Source organism: Streptomyces sp. NBC_01233 (assembly GCF_035989305.1).
Classification (GTDB): Bacteria; Actinomycetota; Actinomycetes; order Streptomycetales; family Streptomycetaceae; genus Streptomyces.
Map to the genome: position 1 here is coordinate 4,467,544 of NZ_CP108514.1, position 17,938 is coordinate 4,485,481.

The 17,938-nt window shown below is 71.6% G+C and carries 17 protein-coding genes and 2 tRNA genes; 3 read left to right on the top strand and 16 right to left on the bottom strand.

Annotated features, from left to right (window positions below; translation table 11 throughout):
* Positions 1–14: 14 nt before the first annotated feature.
* The 3 genes from OG332_RS21040 to OG332_RS21050 all read right to left on the bottom strand — a co-directional run bounded on the left by OG332_RS21040 (position 15) and on the right by OG332_RS21050 (position 955).
* Positions 15–380, bottom strand: coding sequence for a PH domain-containing protein (locus OG332_RS21040; protein ID WP_327414920.1), 366 nt, complete (start codon positions 378–380; stop codon positions 15–17).
* A gap of 193 nt (positions 381–573) precedes the next feature.
* A tRNA-Arg gene (locus OG332_RS21045) sits at positions 574–646 on the bottom strand.
* 218 nt (positions 647–864) lie between these two features.
* Positions 865–955: transfer RNA gene (locus OG332_RS21050), tRNA-Ser, on the bottom strand.
* A 187-nt stretch (positions 956–1,142) separates the two neighbouring features.
* Here OG332_RS21050 and OG332_RS21055 point away from each other — a divergent pair.
* The 3 genes from OG332_RS21055 to OG332_RS21065 all read left to right on the top strand — a co-directional run bounded on the left by OG332_RS21055 (position 1,143) and on the right by OG332_RS21065 (position 5,678).
* On the top strand, positions 1,143–1,574 hold the full coding sequence (locus tag OG332_RS21055) for an SSI family serine proteinase inhibitor (protein WP_327414921.1): 432 nt from the start codon (positions 1,143–1,145) through the stop codon (positions 1,572–1,574).
* 119 nt (positions 1,575–1,693) lie between these two features.
* Positions 1,694–5,089, top strand: a complete 3,396-nt coding sequence (locus OG332_RS21060) for a PAS domain-containing protein (protein ID WP_327414922.1) — start codon at positions 1,694–1,696, stop codon at positions 5,087–5,089.
* A 13-nt stretch (positions 5,090–5,102) separates the two neighbouring features.
* Entirely contained in the window at positions 5,103–5,678 is a 576-nt protein-coding gene (locus OG332_RS21065; RefSeq protein WP_327414923.1) for an antibiotic biosynthesis monooxygenase, read from the top strand.
* A gap of 14 nt (positions 5,679–5,692) precedes the next feature.
* Here OG332_RS21065 and OG332_RS21070 read toward each other — a convergent pair whose 3' ends face one another.
* The 13 genes from OG332_RS21070 to OG332_RS21130 form a co-directional block, all read right to left on the bottom strand.
* The gene (locus OG332_RS21070; RefSeq protein ID WP_327414924.1) at positions 5,693–7,345 is read right to left on the bottom strand and encodes a long-chain fatty acid--CoA ligase; all 1,653 of its coding nucleotides are present in this window, start codon (positions 7,343–7,345) and stop codon (positions 5,693–5,695) included.
* Positions 7,346–7,497: 152 nt separating this feature from the next.
* On the bottom strand, positions 7,498–8,031 hold the full coding sequence (locus OG332_RS21075; protein ID WP_327414925.1) for a SigE family RNA polymerase sigma factor: 534 nt from the start codon (positions 8,029–8,031) through the stop codon (positions 7,498–7,500).
* Between the two features lie 134 nt (positions 8,032–8,165).
* On the bottom strand, positions 8,166–9,332 hold the full coding sequence (locus OG332_RS21080; RefSeq protein WP_327414926.1) for a lipid-transfer protein: 1,167 nt from the start codon (positions 9,330–9,332) through the stop codon (positions 8,166–8,168).
* A complete protein-coding gene (locus OG332_RS21085; protein WP_327414927.1) occupies positions 9,329–9,712 on the bottom strand; it encodes a MaoC family dehydratase in 384 nt (127 codons plus the stop codon). Before OG332_RS21085 ends, OG332_RS21080 begins: the two co-directional genes overlap by 4 nt.
* Positions 9,709–10,752: an acyl-CoA dehydrogenase family protein gene (locus OG332_RS21090; RefSeq protein ID WP_327414928.1), complete on the bottom strand. Its 1,044-nt coding sequence runs from the start codon at positions 10,750–10,752 to the stop codon at positions 9,709–9,711. Before OG332_RS21090 ends, OG332_RS21085 begins: the two co-directional genes overlap by 4 nt.
* Positions 10,752–11,735 (bottom strand): bifunctional MaoC family dehydratase N-terminal/OB-fold nucleic acid binding domain-containing protein, encoded by a 984-nt coding sequence (locus OG332_RS21095; RefSeq protein WP_327414929.1) that lies wholly within the window; start codon positions 11,733–11,735, stop codon positions 10,752–10,754. The genes OG332_RS21090 and OG332_RS21095 overlap by 1 nt, the downstream gene beginning before the upstream one ends.
* A complete protein-coding gene (locus OG332_RS21100; RefSeq protein ID WP_327414930.1) occupies positions 11,732–12,889 on the bottom strand; it encodes an acyl-CoA dehydrogenase family protein in 1,158 nt (385 codons plus the stop codon). The genes OG332_RS21095 and OG332_RS21100 overlap by 4 nt, the downstream gene beginning before the upstream one ends.
* A 201-nt stretch (positions 12,890–13,090) precedes the next feature.
* Positions 13,091–13,402 carry a hypothetical protein gene (locus tag OG332_RS21105; protein ID WP_327414931.1) on the bottom strand — a complete coding sequence of 104 codons (312 nt, stop codon included), beginning with the start codon at positions 13,400–13,402 and terminating at the stop codon, positions 13,091–13,093.
* Positions 13,403–13,898: 496 nt separating this feature from the next.
* Positions 13,899–14,351, bottom strand: a complete 453-nt coding sequence (locus OG332_RS21110) for a DUF6344 domain-containing protein (RefSeq protein ID WP_327414932.1) — start codon at positions 14,349–14,351, stop codon at positions 13,899–13,901.
* 213 nt (positions 14,352–14,564) lie between these two features.
* Positions 14,565–14,690, bottom strand: a complete 126-nt coding sequence (locus tag OG332_RS21115) for a hypothetical protein (RefSeq protein WP_327414933.1) — start codon at positions 14,688–14,690, stop codon at positions 14,565–14,567.
* On the bottom strand, positions 14,687–15,355 hold the full coding sequence (locus OG332_RS21120) for an ABC transporter ATP-binding protein (protein ID WP_327414934.1): 669 nt from the start codon (positions 15,353–15,355) through the stop codon (positions 14,687–14,689). The genes OG332_RS21115 and OG332_RS21120 overlap by 4 nt, the downstream gene beginning before the upstream one ends.
* A gap of 28 nt (positions 15,356–15,383) precedes the next feature.
* Entirely contained in the window at positions 15,384–17,474 is a 2,091-nt protein-coding gene (locus tag OG332_RS21125; RefSeq protein WP_327414935.1) for a bacteriocin-associated integral membrane family protein, read from the bottom strand.
* A 116-nt stretch (positions 17,475–17,590) separates the two neighbouring features.
* Positions 17,591–17,878: a lactococcin 972 family bacteriocin gene (locus OG332_RS21130; protein ID WP_327414936.1), complete on the bottom strand. Its 288-nt coding sequence runs from the start codon at positions 17,876–17,878 to the stop codon at positions 17,591–17,593.
* Positions 17,879–17,938 lie beyond the last annotated feature (60 nt).

A 17,938-nucleotide genomic window follows, 5' to 3' on the forward strand; every position in this document is an offset into this window, starting at 1 on the left:
CCACGTGCGTCCGGCTACCGGGCGACGAACTGCGTCAGGATCGCCTGCACCTCGTAGATGTCGACACCCTTGGTGAAGGTCTTCTCGATCGGCGCCGGGCTCCCGGATATCCAGATCTTGAGCTCGGCGTCGAGATCGAAGTGGCCGGCGGTCTCCACGGAGAAGTGCGTGATGCTCCGGTACGGGACGGAGTGGTACTCCACCTTCTTCCCCGTGATCCCCTGCTTGTCGACGAGCACCAGCCGCCGGTCGGTGAACAGGATCGTGTCCCGGATCAACAGGAAGGCGGCGTGCACCTGCTCCCCCTGCCCCAGCAGCCGCGCGTAGTCCCGCTGCGCCGACACGGGGTCGACGGTGTGCGCATTCCCGAACAGTCCCATGAGTGCCCCCGTTTTCCAGCTTCGGACGATCTTCAAAAACCGTACCGAGGCCGGCGGGTAGTCCGCGTCACCCGCCAGAGCCATCCCACCCCTGACAACCTCCGGGGGACCCCCTCCCCATCAAGGAGGAGACACGAGCGTCAGGACATACGACAGAGGCCCCGGACTTTCGTCCGGGGCCTCTGCCCTGCTGTGCACTCGGCAGGATTCGAACCTGCAACCTTCTGATCCGTAGTCAGATGCTCTATCCGTTAAGCTACGAGTGCTTGGGCTTCCCGGGGTTTTGCGCCCCGTCGGCCTTGCGAGAACAACAATACATGGACCTCGCCGGGACGCGAAATCCATTACCCAAACCCGCGCTGACCTGCGGAAACGCCCCGGACGAAGATCGTCCGGATGGGTTCGCGCAGAGGTCGGAGCGGACCGGATTACCCCGGAAAACATCGAAGCCCCGGTCCGTCAGGACCGGGGCTTCGATGAGGTGCGGAGGCGGAGGGATTTGAACCCTCGATGGGGGGTAAGCCCCAAACCGCATTAGCAGTGCGGCGCCATAGACCGGACTAGGCGACGCCTCCAGCACACCCCCGCATACGAGGGTGCGTGCAGATGATGACACAGGCGCAGGGCCCCTCACCAATCCGCTCCCACGGTACTAGGAGGGACGGGCGGAGAGCAAAGCCTTAAAGCAGCCGCAGCACGCAACGTCGGCGGGCCCCCGTCGTTGGTCAGGCGTACGACGTAACGGACGACCTGGAGTGCCCCATGCTGCGTCTCGCCGCCTTCGCCGTCACCTCCGCCCTGGCCGCCGCGGCCGCGGGGCCCCTCCCCCCGCTGCCCGCGCCCCTGGGCGGGCTGCTGGCGCCGCCCGACCGCCTCACCATCGCCATGGCCGACACCGGGAACCGTCAGTTGGACCGGGAGTACCGGCTCGAATGCGACCCCGTCGGCGGCGACCACCCCCAGGCCGCGGGCGCCTGCGCACGGCTGGACCGGCTCGCCCAGGAGGGCACGGACCCCTTCGCCCCCGTCTCCAAGCGGCAGATGTGCACCACGCTGTACGGGGGCCCCGCCACTGCCCGCATCAGCGGAACCTGGAACGGACGCACAGTGGACGCCACGTTTCGGCGGACGAACGGATGCGAAATCAGCCGCTGGAACGCAATGGAACCTCTGCTTCCGAGTGGGCGTTCCTGACCTGGGACGATGCGCGGGATGGGCGGTATCCACCACACTTCGGCCACCCCGCCGCGGAGCTGTGGCCTTAGACTCCTCCCGTGACTTGCCGGTAGTTGTGGTCAGGGAGGAAGCTCGTCGTGAGCAGCAGGCCATCCCGAGGCGCTGCTCGCCTCGCAGCAATACTCGACGCTCTTCCGGACGCGCTGTTGCTCGTCAACGCCAACGGCACGGTCGTCAACGCGAATTCGATCGCCCTCGAGGTCATGGAGAGCCCCGGCACGGGGCTCGTCGGCCGCGGCGTGCTCGACCTCCTGCCCGAGTTCGACTCCAAACTGATCCCCGGCTCCATGCGCCGGCCCGGCGAGGACGACGGCGGCCGCACCAAGCCGAAGCGGATGATCGCGCGCCGCACCGACGGCTCCGAGTTCCCCGTCGAGATCACCAGCGCCCATCTCGACGGCCGTGACGCCTATCGCGAGCCGCAACCCTCGTACACCGGTGACGAGCTGCTCATGCTCGTGGTCCGGGACCTCTCGCAGACCGTGGACACCGAGGCCGAGCTGGCCCGCTCCCAGCGGCAGACCGAGATGATCCTGCGCGCCGCCGCCGAGGGCGTCGTGGGCACCGACACCGACGGACGGGTGGTGCTGGTCAATCCGGCCGCCGCCCAGATCCTCGGCTACCGCGCCACCGACCTCGGCAACCGCGAACTGCACGGCCTGGTCCAGCACTCCCGCGCCGACGGCTCGCCGTTCCCCTTCGAGGAGTCCCCGCTCGCCGACACCCTGCGCAGCGGACGCAAGCACCGCGTACGCGGACAGGTGCTGTGGAACAAGGCCGGCCAGCCCGTCGCCGTCGACCTGACGACCTCGCCCGTACGGGACGGGGAGCAGCTCGTCGGCGCCGTCATGACCTTCACCGACCGGCGGCCCTACGACGCCCTGGCCGCGCGGCACGCGCAGCTGCTGGCCGTCCTCGGCGACTCCCTGCGCGGGCCGCTGGACGAGCTGCGCGGTGAGCTGGCGACCCTGGCCGCCGACGACGCCGGGCAGCTGTGGCCCGAGGCCAACCAGCTGCTGCACCACCTGGCCGCCGGGTACTCGCGGATGACCACCCTGGTGGACAACGTCCTCGGCTACCAGCGCCTGGACTCCGGCCGTGACCGGCTCGCGAAGAAGAAGGTCCTGATCAACACTGTCGTCGCGGCGGGCGTCGACGGCGCGGTCGAACTGATCGGTCCGGGACGCGCGCAGTTCGCCGTCCACGCGCCGACGATCGAGGCCGAGGTGGACGCGGCCCGGATCGCGACCGCGCTCGCCCACCTCGTCGCGGACGTCGCCGGGGTGGACGCCACCGGCAAGACCGCCCAGGGCAGCGGGTACGGCGACTCGACGATCGTGGTGGCCGCCGCCCAGCGCGGCAAAGTCGTACGGATCGAGGTGCGCGGGCCCTACGAGGGCGGGAACCCGGTCCACGAGCCGATCGTGCGGGGGATCGTGGCCGCGCACGGCGGCGTGCTGCAGACGGTGGAGGTTCCGGGCGCGCCCGGTGGGGCGTACGTGCTGGAGCTTCCGCTCGGTGCGGGTGCCGGGACGGTCACCCTGCCGGAGCCGACGGAGGAGCCCCCGGCCGGTCCGACCACGGACGGCGCCGGGACGGCCGGCGGCGCCGCCGGCAAGGTCTCCGGCGGCCGGCGGGCCCGGCGCGGAGTGGACGCCTTCCTTGACGACGAGGCCACGGGCCCGGCCGCCGCGCCGGCCGGCCAGGGCGGGGGCGCGCTGGCGCTGCCGTCCGGACGGCGGCGGGCAGGAGAGGCGGGCGTTCCCGACGCGGGCCCGGAGCTCGCCCAGTCCCCGGTGAACCCGGCCGGACTCGGTACCGGGCGCCGGCGCGGCCGGGCCGGTGACGGCAGCGGCGAGGCAGACGGCACCAGTGGTCCGGGCGGCATCGGGGGCCCCGGCGGTCTCGAAGGCCCCGGCGGTCCGGGCGGACCCGGGCGGCCCGTGCCCCCGCAGGGCACCGCCGTACCCGCGCTCCCGCCCGTGCCCGCGGTGCCCCCGGTTCCGCTGACCGAGCATCCCGCCGGGCGACGGCGGGCGCTCGGTCCGGCCGGTCCGGCGCAGCCCGGCGGCCCGGTTCCGGCGACCGGGCTCGGGCCGACGCCCGCTCCCGCCCGGCCCATCGCCCCCGAGGGCGGCTTCGCACTGCCCGCCGGGCCGACCCCGGCTCCCTCCGCTCCCCAGGCCCCCGCGATGGCCGGCCCGGCCTCCGCTGCCGCCGAAGGGGACGCCGACGCCCCCGCCGGGCGGCGCGGGCGCCGCGTGCTGGGCGCTCCCGCCGCCGAGCCCGAAGTCCCCGCCGCGCAGCCCGCCGAGCCGGCCGAGTCCGCCGAGAATCCGACCGGGCGGCGCCGGGCGCTTCCCGGCACCCCGGCCTGGCCGGTGCCGGCGGCCCGTACCGCTTCCGAGGACGAGGAGGCCCCCGGCCCGGCCGCCGTGCCCGGCGCGCGCCGGCCGCAGGACACCCCTGCGGAGGGTCAGGCCGCGCAGCCGATCAGCGTGCGCGCCCTCGGCACCCTCGGCCAGGGCATCTCCGTGGACCCCACCGCCACCGGTGCGGGCTCCGGCCCGGGTGCCACCTCCGGATCCGGCCGCCGCCGCCGGCTCGCCGAGCCCGCCGCGCAGGGAAGGGCCTTCGCCATAGGGGCCCCCGAGGCGGGCTCCGACGAGGGTCCCGAGCCGCTCGACGGCCCGGGCGGCGCCGTCGAGGTGGTCAACCGGCCCGTGCCCCGGCCCGTGGACGACGAGCTTCCGCCGGAGCCCCTGGACAACCCGCGCCGGCTCCTGGTGTGGCCCGCGCCCGATGTGCAGACGCAGCAGGCCCTCAGCGACCGCGGCTACCGCCCGGTGATCGTGCACTCCCGCGAGGAGGTCGACGCGCAGATCGCCGCGTTCCCCGCCGCGCTGTTCGTCGACCCGCTGACCGGGCCGATCACCCGGACGGCTCTGCAGTCGCTGCGCCAGGCCGCGGTGGCCGCCGAGGTGCCCGTGCTGGTCACGGCCGGGCTGGGGCACGCCACGCGCGAAGCGGCGTACGGCGCCGATCCGGCCGTCCTCCTCAAGGCGCTGGCGCCCCGCGACAGCGAGCAGCACCCCTCCCGGGTCCTGCTGATCGAGGAGCACGACGAGATCGCGACCGCGCTGACGGCGGCCTTGGAACGGCGCGGCCTGCAGGTCGCCCGGGCGGGCGCCGACACCGACGCCGTGGAGCTGGCGACGCGGATGCGCCCCAACCTGGTGGTGATGGACCTGATGCAGGTACGCCGCCGCCGGGCGGGGATCGTGGACTGGCTGCGTGCCAACGGGCAGCTGAACCGCACCCCGCTGGTCGTCTACACGACGACGGCCATCGACCCGGCGGACCTGCCGCGGCTGGCCTCCGGCGAGAGCGTGCTCTTCCTCGCCGAGCGGGCCACCACGGCGGACGTACAGGGCCGCATCGTGGACCTGCTGGCCAAGATCGGCACCAACTAGCAATCCTGGCCCGATGGCCATCACCCACACGACCGAGCACACCGTCCCCGCCGACAACGGGGAGGTGAACCTGCTGATCGCGCGCCAGGTGGAGCCGGGGCACGAGGAGACCTTCGAGGCCTGGGCCCACGGGATCCTGGAGACGGCGGCCGGCTTCCCGGACCACCTCGGGTACGGGCTCTTCCGCCCGGCGGCGGAGGGCGGGCCGTGGTTCCTGGTCCACCGGTTCCGCAACCAGGCGGCGTTCCAGCGCTGGCAGGACTCCCCGGAGCGGGCCCAGTGGTTCTCCAACTGCCTCGGCCACCACCACACGGAGATAGCCCGCCGGGAACTGCACGGCATGGAGACCTGGTTCGCCAAGCCGGGTACGACCCGGCCCGCGCCGCCGCGGTGGAAGATGGCGATCAGCTCGGGGCTGGCCATCTTCCCGATCTCGCTCGCCGGCAACGCGGTGCTCGGGCCGTACCTGGTGGATCTGCACTTCGTGCTGCGGACGGCCGCCTTCGCCGTCGTCTTCAGCACCCTGATGACCTACGTGGCCATGCCCGCCGTCAGCAAGCTGCTGCGGCCATGGCTCACCCGGGGTTAGCGCCCGTCGCCGCGTCAGTCGAGCTTGGTGACGTCCAGCGCGCCGTCCGCGTACTGCTGGCGGATCACCTTCTTGTCGAACTTGCCGACACTGGTCTTCGGTACGGCCTCGATGGCCGTCCAGCGCTCCGGCAGCTGCCACTTGGCGATGGACTGCGCGAGGAACTCCCGCAGTCCCGTGTAGTTCACGGTCGCGCCCTCCCTGAGGACGACGGTGGCCAGCGGACGCTCGCCCCACTTCTCGTCCGGGACGGCGACGACCGCGGCCTCGGCGACCTCGGGGTGCGCCATCAGCGCGTTCTCCAGCTCCACGCTGGAGATCCACTCACCGCCGGACTTGATGACGTCCTTGGCGCGGTCGGTGAGGGTGAGGAAGCCGTCGGGGCTGATGACGCCGACGTCCCCGGTCTTGAGCCAGCCGTCGGCGCTGAACTTGTCCTCGGGCCGGAAGGGTTCGCCGGACGCGCCGCCGTAGTAGGAGCTCGCGATCCAGTTGCCGCGCACCTCCAGCTCGCCCGCCGACTCGCCGTCCCAGGGCAGGAAGTCGCCGCCGCCGGGACCGACCAGACGGGCCTCGACGCCCGCGGGGAAGCGGCCCTGGGTGATCCGGTAGGGCCACTCCTCCTCGGCGGTCAGTCCGGCCGGCGGGTGGGCCATCGTGCCCAGCGGGGAGGTCTCGGTCATGCCCCAGGCGTGGCAGAGGCGGACGCCGAGCTTGTCGTAGGCCTCCATCAGGGAGGGCGGACAGGCCGAGCCGCCGATGGTGACGTGCTTCATCGAGGTCAGATCGCGCGGGTTGGCGGTGACCTCGGCCAGCAGACCCTGCCAGATGGTGGGAACGGCCGCGGCGTGCGTGGGCTTCTCCCGCTCGATCATCTCGGCGAGGGGGGCGGGCTGCAGGAAGCGGTCCGGCATCAGCATGTTGACGCCGGTCATGAAGGTGGCGTGCGGCAGCCCCCACGCGTTCACGTGGAACTGCGGGACCACGACGAGGGTGGTGTCCCGGCCGGTCAGCCCCATCGACTCGGTCATGTTGACCTGCATGGAGTGCAGGTAGAGCGAACGGTGGGAGAAGACGACGCCCTTGGGGTCCCCGGTCGTACCGGAGGTGTAGCACATGGCCGCGGCCTGGCGCTCGTCCAGCTCGGGCCAGTCGTAGCTGTCGGGGCGGCCCTCCAGGAGCTCCTCGTACTCGTGTACGCGCACGTTCAGGCCGTCGAGCGCCGAGCGGTCGCCGATGCCGGAGACGACCACGTGCTCGATGGTCGGCAGGTGCGGCAGCAGGGGCGCGAGCAGCGGCAGCAGGGTGCCGTTGACCAGCACGACCCGGTCGGCGGCGTGGTTGACGATGAAGACCAGCTGCTCGGGAGGGAGCCGCAGGTTGAGCGTGTGCAGGACCGCGCCCATGGAGGGGATCGCGAAGTACGCCTCGACGTGCTCGGCGTTGTTCCACATGAGGGTGGCGACCCGGTCGTCCTGCTGCACTCCGAGCTCGTCGCGCAGGGCGCTTGCGAGGCGGGTGGCGCGGGTGCCGATCTCGGCGAAGCTGCGGCGGTGCGGCTCAGCTTCCCCGGTCCAGGTGGTGACCTGGGACTTCCCGTGGATGGTCATCCCGTGGCGAAGTATGCGGGTGACGAGGAGCGGTACGTCCTGCATGGTGCTGAGCAAAGCGTCCTCCCGATGAGCGCTGCGGCGCTGCGGCGGCTACGGATGCTGCCGATTCTGCGCACATACCGCTCGGCATGTCACTACCCGGGGGTAGAAACCCGTTCGTGTTTCACGTGAAACATCCTCTGGTTTCACGTGAAACGTTCCCCGTCTCAGCGGACCGGCGTGAGCTCCGGGTCCTCGCGGAGCTTGCCCAGCGCGCGGGAGACCGCGCTCTTGACCGTACCGACCGAGACGCCCAGCAGCTCTGCGGTCTGTGCCTCGCTCAGGTCCTCGTAGTAGCGCAGGACGACCATCGCCCGCTGCCGGTCCGGCAGCCGGGTCACGGCGCGCCACATCGCGTCGCGCAGGGCCTGTGCCTCCGCGGGGTCGGAGGCCGGCACCTCCTCGGTCTCCGGGAGCTCGTCGCATACGAACTCGTCGACCTTGCGCTTGCGCCACTGGGAAGTGCGGGTGTTGACGAGGGTCCGCCGGACGTAGCCGTCCAGGGCGCGGTGGTCCTCGATGCGGTCCCAGGCCACGTACGTCTTGGCGAGGGCCGTCTGGAGCAGGTCCTCCGCGTCGCACGGGTTGGCGGTGAGGGAGCGCGCGGTGCGCATCAGGACCGTGCCGCGGGTCCGGACGTACGCCGAGAACGACGGGTACGGCGTCGGATTCGAGGCGAGCGTGCACACAGGCGTGGTCATGTCTCCACGCTAGGAGCACCCGCCCGCCCTGCAATCGGCCGCAGGTGCCGATGGTGGATCCGTCTCAGGTTGTAGGAGTAGGGCGTCCCCTACCCCCTGAAGGTGGAGGGGGCGGGGGCCCGAGGGACCGGGTCTCAGCCGTCGGCGCCGAGGATCAGCCCGGAGGTCGGCACCCCGGTCCCCGCCGTGACGAGGGCGTGCGCCGCGCCCTCCACCTGGTTGACGGAGGTGCCGCGCAGCTGGCGGACGGCCTCGGCGATGCCGTTCATGCCGTGCAGGTACGCCTCCCCGAGCTGTCCCCCGTGCGTGTTGATCGGCAGTGCGTCCGCTGCCACGAAATCGGCGGCCTCGCCGGGCTTGCAGAAGCCGAACTCCTCCAGCTGCATCAGCACGAAGGGGGTGAAGTGGTCGTAGAGGATGCCCACGTCGATGTCCGAGGGCCGCAGCCCGCTGGTCCGCCAGAGCTGGCGCGCGACCACGTCCATCTCGGGCAGCCCCGTGAGGTCGTCGCGGTAGAAGGAGGTCATGCCCTCCTGGCGGCGACCGGCGCCCTGCGCGGCCGCGGTGATCACGGCGGGCGCGTGCCGCAGGTCCCGGGCCCGCTCGGCCGTGGTGACGACGAGGGCCTGGCCGCCGTCGGTCTCCTGGCAGCAGTCCAGCAGTCGCAGCGGCTCCACGATCCAGCGCGAGGCGGCGTGGTCGGCAAGGGTGATGGGCTTGCCGTGGAAGTAGGCGGCCGGATTGTTCGCGGCGTGGCGGCGGTCGGTGACCGCGACGTGCCCGAAGGCCTCGGGGGTGAGGTGATAGGTGTGCAGGTAGCGCTGGGCGGTCATGGCCACCCAGGAGGCGGGGGTCAGCAACCCCCAGGGCAGCGACCAGCCGAGCGCCGCCCCCTCCGCCGAGGGCTCCCGCTGCTGGACGCCGGAGCCGAAGCGGCGCCCGGAGCGCTCGTTGAAGGCGCGGTAGCAGACCACGACCTCCGCGACCCCGGTGGCGACGGCGAGGGCGGCCTGCTGGACGGTGGCACAGGCCGCGCCGCCGCCGTAGTGGATGCGGGAGAAGAAGGACAGGTCCCCGATGCCGGCCGCCTGGGCGACGGTGATCTCGGGGTTGGCGTCCATCGTGAAGGTGACCATGCCGTCGACGTCGGCGGGGGTGAGCCCGGCGTCGTCGAGGGCGGTGTGCACGGCCTCGACGGCCAGCTTGAGCTCGCTGCGGCCGGAGTTCTTGGAGAACTCGGTCGCGCCGATGCCGGCGATGGCTGCCCGGCCGCCGAGCTCGTCCCGGGTGCGGACGCTCATGCCGACACCTCCGCGGTGACCGTCCCCGCCACGTGGTGGCCGATGCCGTTGGCACCGACGACCCGGATCTCGACGGTGTTCCCGGACACGGCGGTGACCGTCCCGGTGAGGGTCATGGTGTCGCCCGGGTAGTTGGGGGCGCCGAGGCGGATGGCCACCTTGCGCAGGACGGCCTGCGGCCCCAGGTGGTCGGTGACGTACCGGCCGACCAGGCCGTTCGTGGTCAGGATGTTCATGAAGATGTCCGGGGAGCCCTTCTCCTGCGCGAGCGCCGCGTCGTGGTGCACGTCCTGGTAGTCGCGGGAGGCGATCGCGCCCGCGACGATCAGCGTGCGGGTGACCGGTATCTCCAGCGGGGGCAGCGTGTCGCCGATGTTCATGCGTGTTCTCCCTCGGCTTTCGAAGTGATCGAGGCTCCCAGTTCGGCAAGCAGCTCGCTGCCGCAGCCCAGGTACGCGTCCAGCTGGCGTCCCCACAGGAAGTGCCGGTGGACGGGATGGTCCAGGTCGGCGCCCATGCCGCCGTGCAGGTGCTGGCCCGCGTGCACGACCCGTTTGCCCGCCTCCGAGGCCCACCACGCCGCCGTCAGCGCGTGCTCGCGGGCCGGCAGGCCCTGGTCGATGCGCCAGGCCGCCTCGTACGCGGTGACCCGGATCGCCTCGGTGTCCATGTGGGCGTCGGCCGCGCGGAGCATGACGCCCTGGTTGGTGGAGAGCGGCCGGCCGAACTGTTCACGGGTGGAGGTGTGTTCCACCGCCCGGGCGAGCGAGCCCGCGCAGACGCCCGCCTGGAGCCCGGCGAAGGCGGTCCGTGCGGCGGCGAGGGTGTCCTCGTAGGCGCCGTCGCTCCCGATGCGCTCGGCCTCGGCTCCGGTCAGGGTCAGCCGGCCCGCCGCCCAAGGGGCCGTGGTCTCCACCGCCGCCGTCTCCACTCCGGGCGCATCCGTCCGTACGAGCCACAGCGCCCGGTCCGCGTCCGGGACCAGGACGTGCGTGGCGTCGCGCAGCCAGGGCACGGCGGGGGCCGTGCCGGTGAGGCGGCCTTCGGACGAGGCGGTGATCCGGCCGCGCGCCGGGAAGGCCCCGGTGGCGACGGCCTCGCCCGCGCCGAGGGCCGGCAGCAGCCGGGCGCGCTGCTCGGGGCTGCCGTGCGCGGCGACGGGGAGGATCCCGTAGGCGCAGGTGGCGGCGTAGGGGACCTGCGCGGTGGTGCGGCCCTGTTCCTCCAGCAGCAGGACCAGCCCGAGCAGGCCGATCTCCTCGACGGCGGCGGTCAGTCCGGCCGTGGTGAGGGCCTTCCACAGCTCGGCGTCGCTCCCGGTGCCGGCGGCGGCGAGGCGTTCGGGGGTGGCGAGATCGGCGAAGATCCGGGCGGCGAGACCGGCTGCGGCGGCCTGTTCCTCGGTGGGGTGGAAGTCCATCAGCCCTCGCTCCCGCGGAAGACGGGGAGTTCGAGGTCTTCGTCGACGCGCAGGAACTCCAGCTGGACGGGCAGGCCGATGCGCACCTTGTCGTACGGGACGCCGGTGATGTTGCTGATCATCCTGACCCCCTCGGCGAGTTCGACGAGTGCGACGGCGTAGGGCGGGTCGAACGCCGGGAAGGGCGGGTGGTGCATGACGACGTAGCTGAACACCGTGCCGGCTCCGGAGGCCTCGACGGTGTCCCAGTCGGGGCTGGCACAGGCGTTGCAGCCGGGCAGCCACGGGAAGCGCAGGGCGGCGCAGGAGGTGCAGCGCTGGATCAGCAGTTTGTGGTCCCGCACCCCGTCCCAGAAGCCCTGGTTGTCGCGGTTGACCACCGGACGGGGGCGCCGGGCCTCGGTCTTCTTCTCCCGCTTGGCCGCGGGGGCGTACTTGAGGATCCGGAAGCGGTGGGTACCGGCGAGCTCCCCGTCCACCTGGACGTCCATGCGGGTGGTCACGAAGTGGCCGGTGCCCAGCTTGGTCGTCTTGCGCGGTGACACGGATTCGATGACGGCGTCGAAGGTGACCGCGTCGCCGGGGCGCAGCGGGCGGAGGTACTCCTGCTCGCAGTCGGTGGCGACCACGGAGGTGAAGCCGGCGCCGTCGAGGAGCGCGAACAGCCCGTCGTAGGCGGAGGAGCGGTCGGAGTGGCCGGAGAGACCGCCCATCGTCCAGGCCTGGAGCATGGTGGGCGGAGCGATGGCGTCCGGCCCGGTGTAGGCGGGGTTCGCATCGCCCATCGCCTCGCACCAATGGCGGATCATCGGCTCGTTGACCGCGTCCTTGCCCCGGCCCGCCGTGGCGGCCGGCTGTCCCTCGAAGGCCGCCAGCAGCGCGTGGAACCGGGCTGCCTCCTCGACCGTGCCGGAGCCGGTATCCGTGCCGGAGCCGGTATCCGTGCCGGAGCCGGTGCCCGTACCGGTGGCATCCGCGGTCATCGCTTCCTTCCCTTCATGCCGAGCCGCATCATGGCGACGATCTCCCTCTGGACCTCGCCGACCCCGCCCCCGAAGGTGTTGATCTGCGCGGCCCGATTCATCCGCTCCAGCTCGCCGCCCGCGAAGACTCCGGGCCCCGGCCCCCGGATCAGGGCCTCCTCGCCCACCACCTCCTGGCACATCCGGTACACCTCGACGGTGGACTCGGTGCCGAGGAACTTCACGCCGCTGGCGTCGCCCGGGGCCAGGCTTCCGCCGCCCACGTCCTGGACGAGGCGCCAGTTGAGGAGACGCACGGCGGCCAGTCGCGCGTGCGCCTCGGCGAGCCGGGACTGCACCCAGGGGAGGTCGGCGGGCCGGTCGCCGGTGACCGGGTCGGGGGTACGGGCGTGGCTGAGCGCGTACCCGTAGAAGTCCTCGGCCTGCATGCCGATGGCGGCGAGCGCCACGCGTTCGTGGTTGAGCTGGTTGGTGATCAGGCCCCAGCCGCCGTGCTCGGGGCCGACGAGGTTGCCGACGGGCACGCGGACGGAGTCGTAGTACGTCGCGGTGGTCGTGAGGCCGCCGACCGTCTCGATCGGGGTCCACGCGAAGCCGGGGTCGTCGGTGGGCACCAGGATGATCGATATGCCCTTGTGTTTGGGGGCCTCGGGGTCGGTGCGGCAGGCGAGCCAGATCCAGTCCGCGTTCTGGGCGTTGGAAGTGAAGATTTTCTGCCCGTCGATCAGCCAGTCCGCGCCGTCCCGGACCGCGCGGGTGCGCAAGGAGGCCAGGTCGGTGCCGGCCTCGGGTTCGGAGTAGCCGATGGCGAAGACGATGTCGCCCGTGAGGATCCGGGGCAGGAAGTAGTCCTTCTGCTCCTGGGTCCCGTACTTCATCAGGGTCGGGCCGACGGTGTTGAGCGTGACCATGGAGACGGGGGCGCCGGCCCGGTAGGCCTCGTCGAAAAAGACGAACTGCTCGTCTGCACCGCGGTCTTGGCCGCCGTACTCGACGGGCCAACCGAGGCCGAGCAGTCCGTCGGCGCCGATGCGGCGCAGCAGTTCGCGCTGGCGGGCCGGGTCCTCGGGGGCTCCGTCCGGCAGCAGATCCTGGAAGTACTCGCGCAGTTCGGCGCGGAGCCGCAACTGGCCTTCGGTCGGGGCGAGGTGCACGGCGCTGGCCTCCCGGCATCACATCAACGAGGGAACCTGACTGTCCGTCAGATTCACCCGTGGTGTCAAGGTCGGGAGGGGAGGCGAGGGCGGAGGATGCGCCCGGAGAGGGCGGGCACGCGCGAGGGCGCCTGCGCTACCGGACCCCAGCCGGTCCGGTCGCACAGGCGCCCTCAGGATGCGGAGCGGCTCAGGCCGCGGCTACCACCAGGGGAAGAAGTCGACCTCTACGTTCGAGTTGGCCTGGTGGATCGCCGTGAAGGCCGAGCCGTTGACCTGGGCGGTGTTGTTCTGGTTGGAGGCACCGGAACCGGTGGCCACCTGCTGCGAGGTGGACGAGTTGCCGCTGTTGGAACCACCCACGCCGCTTCCGATGATGCTGGCGACGCTCGCATTCGATCCGTCGTTCGCGAAGGAGCCGTTGTCAGCCGATGCCACCCCGCCGAAGAGCGCGGCGGCGAGGGGGAGAGCGGCGACGGCGGCAATGACGCGGGCGGTACGGATGCTTGCCATGTCTTTATCCTCCAGAAAACCGAAGTGGGAATTGTTCCAAGGCAGTTGGCCGACCGCCTCGGTCGTTCCGTGTGGTGACGACGTCGCGAGACCAGAGTTGCCCACCGAATCCCCGGCGAACCACCCCGGAGTCCCCGATTCCCCCGCAAGTATGACCAACACCGGATAAACCTCATTCGCGCCCCCTGAAGCCCCAGGTCAGCACCCTGGGACCGGCCGCAGCCCGCGACGGGCAAGCGAGGAAGCGTTCCGCCAGACCGCCCGGCCCCGGACATGCCGAAAAGGGCCGCGCCGTCCGGGAACCCCACCGTCTCCCGGGCCTGCGGCCCTGCAATGCCAAGCTTCACGCCCCCTGCACACCCCCCGGCGCACGCCGGGGTGATTCATCCGCGCCCCGCTCCGGGGCGCCACGCGGCGCGATCCACGGTCACGACCGACCGGGCTCCAGCGCCGTACGTCTACGTCTCCATCTGCAACTGCGGGTACGGGTACGGGGTCACGCGGCGAGCGCGAGCGCTCCTCGGGCGGGGACCGCGGGGGCTCCGACTCCGCCTCGGACTCCGACTCCGACTCCGACTCCGACAGGGGATGCGGCCGAGGGCAGGAGCCGATCGGCGGTTCCCGGTCCGGCGCCCATGGCCGCGGCGGTGGTCGAGCGGCGGACGGAGGGGTTCTTGCCGTGGGCCTCGGCGCGGATCCGCTGCTTGATGGTCGGCGGCAGCGAACCGCCCCGCATCATCGCCCGCCAGGTCCGCCGGGCCGCGACGGCCGGTCGGGCGACGGGGACCGCGGCTGCGGAGGCCGCAACGCCGGCAGCCGGAGCGTCGCCCGCCGGGGCGGTGGCGCCGGCCAGAGCCGCCTTCCCGCCGAGGCCGAGGGAGGAGAGGAGGGCCACGAGGGCGGTGAGGAGGGTGGTCCAGATCGATGAGAGGGCGCTGCGGTGAGCCATGACGGGGTGCCTCGATTCGCGATGTTCCGACGGGCGGATCTGCATACATTCGTCATGATGTGTTCGCAACCGCACCGCCCCCACCCTCCGCGCCGATCTTCCGACAAACACCACCCGGAAGGACGTATGAACGCCGAAGCAGGCCCGGGTCGGGGACCTGGGCCTGCTTCGGAAGAGCGGAGACGGAGGAGCGGAGGGGAGAAAGGCGGGCCGTCAGAAGATCCGGAGGCCGATCCGGCCGAGGATGGTGCCGGCGTGCGTGCCGTAGACGGCCAGGACCGCGATGCCGGCGAGGAGCACCGCGCCGAGGAGGGTGCGGCGGACGATGCAGGCGTTCATGCGTGCTGCCTTTCGTTCACAGGAACGGGATGGGTGGCGTCGCCGACGGTCAGGACCGTGTCGCAACGGTCACGGACGGCATCGTCATGGGTGGCGATCACGACGGCGCAGCCCTCTTCGCACATCGTGCGGAGGATGTCGACGACCATGGTGGTGTTGTCGTGGTCGAGGGCGCCCGTCGGTTCGTCGGCGAGGACGAGGGCGGGCTGCTTGACGATCAGGCGGGCCAGCGCGACGCGCTGCTGCTCACCGCCGCTGAGCCGGTGGACCTGCTCCTTCTCCCGTCCGGCCAGCCCGACCCGCTCCAGGGCCTCGGCGACGGTCGGAGCGTCCTTCCTCGCCCGTCGCGGCTTCATGGCGACTTCGAGGTTGGCGGCGACGCTCGCGTTCTCGATCAGCGCGTAGTTCTGGAACAGGTAGCCGAGAACGTCACGCCGGTAGTGCCGTGTGGCGCGCGGGCCGAAGCCGGTGATGTCGCGGCCCTCGTGCCGGATCGCCCCTGAGCTTGGTGCGTCGAGGAGGCCGAGGCAGTTGAGCAGCGTCGACTTGCCGGAGCCGCTCCGGCCGGTCAGGGCCAGCATCTCGCGGCGCGCCACGGTGAAGGAGAGATCGGACCAGAGGGTTCGCGGGCCAAAGGACTTGGACAGGCTCTCGATCTCGATCATGTGGAAACTCCTGCAGAAAGGTGGGGGATCACGACTCGGTCGCCCCTTCCTTGACGATCCGGCGGTGGAAGACGACGAGGGCCACGAGCACCGCCGCGACCTCTACGGCGACGAGCACACCGGTGACGCCGAAGTCGAGCCCGGTGAATTCGGCGGGCGGGGTGGGGGCGGGGATGCCGAGGCTTTCGTAGCGGGCGGCGTCCTGGTTCTGCTGCCACACCTGGAAGGGCACCCATCCGGCGAGCAGCACGGCCAGCAGGCCTTCGAGCAGCAGGACGGGACGGTGGGTGGCCGTGAAGGTCCAGCCGCTGATGTGGCGGGCGAAGATCGCCTGGGCGTTCTTGCGGGAGTGGACGATGCAGACGCCGATCCCGGTGATGAGCAGCACCGCCACGGCCACCACCAGGTTGAACAGCTGGAGCCGGAAGTCTCCGACCACCTTGCGCAGCTCGAGCGCGGCGTCCTGCCCCACGGGGGTCACGGCGGTGACGTACGACTCCAGGTGCCGCTGCTGGACACCGGCCGTGACGTCGTCCGGGTTGTGGAAGACGATGCTGCGCTGGGAGGCGTAGCTCGTGTAGCCCTTGTCGCTCAGGTAGGGCGCGCCGTTGGGGAAGACGATGATGACGGGGTCCGTCACCAGGGAGTCGTCCGCGCCGGGGTTGTCCGAGGCGCGCGATTTGCCGCGCGGGTTGTAGGTGAAGACGCGCTGCCCGTCCTTCGTCGGCATGGTCTTCACCTGCGCCGGAGCGATCTTGCTCGGGTCGCTCGGGCTCAGCCACGTCGGCGTGAGCTCCTTGAGCCGGGCGGTGTGCTGCGCGAGGTTCTCGGGGACGAGGAGCCGGACCTGGTCGGGGGCGGCGGCGGTCGGTTCGATCCGTCGTCCCGCCGGGTCGAGGAGGGGCTGCTTCCCGAGGAAGGACTCGTTGACGACCAGCAGGTCGCCCTTGGTCAGACCCGGTATGCCGGCCGACAGCCGCAGGTCCCGGTGCCCGGCCACGATGATCTGGCCGTCCCGGTCGGCCTGGCGGAGCCAGGGGCCGACGTTCTCGTCCAGGCTGCGCAGCGCCGTGTCGGTCGCCAGGCTGCCGTTGAACCGGATCGAGGTGGCGTCGCCGATCTTCGCGTACGCCTCCCGGCTCTCCTGCCGGGCCAGGACGTCCTGGGCGCCGAGCACGACGGCCGTGGCGATGCTGAGGGCGAGGAGCAGCGCGGGTATCCGTACGACGTAGGCGCTGATCGACGCGGCGCGCGCGGGCAGTTCGCCCTTGAGGGCGCGCAGGACGTCGGTCTGGAACGTCAGCCAGAGCATGGCCGAGTGGGTGACGAGGGCGATCAGGCTGAGCGCGAAGGTGACGCCCAGGGCGATCGCGGCGAACTGGCGGATCCACGCCAGTCCGTTGTAGAGGCCGAGGATCAGCAGGGTGAGGGCGGAGACCGCGGCGCAGGCGACCGTCCAGAACGCCGCCAGCTGCCGCATGTCCCGCAGGAGGATCCGGCCGAACGATCTGCCCTGGAGCCGCTGCACCCCGTAGGCCTTGGCGTTGAGCAGGACGCTCGCGCCGGTCATCGTGACGACGGCGAGCGCGACCACGAAGAACGAGCGGTACAGCGCGCTGTCGGCGTAGACGGTGGTCAGCTGCGCCAGGGAGAAGGGCTGGTTGACGGAGGCGACCAGCCCGAGGTCGTTGAGGGTCCGGGTCAGCGACGTGGCGGCGGCGTCCGGGCCGAAGACGTAGTAGAAACCGCGCGGGTCGCGCTGGCCCAGCTCGGCGACGGGGTGCACCTCGGTCTGATATCCGCGGCTGAACGCGGGATAGCCCTCGCGCAGCCAGTCGGAGTGGGGGCCACCGGGTGCGAGGTAGAGATGACGGCGGTGGGACGGGTCCTTGAGGTCGGGGACCTCGCGTGCGACCGTCGCGTGGTTCTTCGCGGCGAAATCGGCGACCACGGCGGCGACTTGCGAGCCGCTGGCCGCGCCGTCGGCGTCCGTCACCCAGACGACGGCGGAGTGCCCGAGGGCCCAGTCCTCGTCGAGGCTCCGGAGGAACAGGAAAGAGAGGGTCGCGGAGAACGCCAGGACGACGGCGTGGGCGAACTTGATACCTCGATGCAGCATCTATTGCCTAGCTAGGGGCACTTCTGGAGCGCAGCGCGTGGGGGGAGCGAGCCGCCCGGCCCCGGAGGGCCGGACGGCTCAGCACTGAAAGGCCGGGGCGTGGGACCCGGCTCAGATCAGCAGGAGGTGTTGTAGTACGACTTGTTGCCGCTCAGCTTCACCTTGGCCTGGGTGATGGACCAGGAGCCCGCGGAGGCCTCGTCGCTGTCGATGTAGGCACCGACGGAGGTCGAACCGTGGCACTTGGAGCCGTGGTAGTAGTCCGACCACACCGTGGCGGTACCGGCGCCGTAGCTCCACTCGCCGCCACCGACGTAGGCGGTGGTCGCCAGGGCCGGAGCGGCACCGGCGATGATGAGTGCGCCGGTGGCGACTGCGACCTTCATGCTGCGCTTGATCTGCACTGCTGACTTCCTTCATTCACGTGCTGATGATCATCTGGAAATGATCTTTGCGGAGGGTGC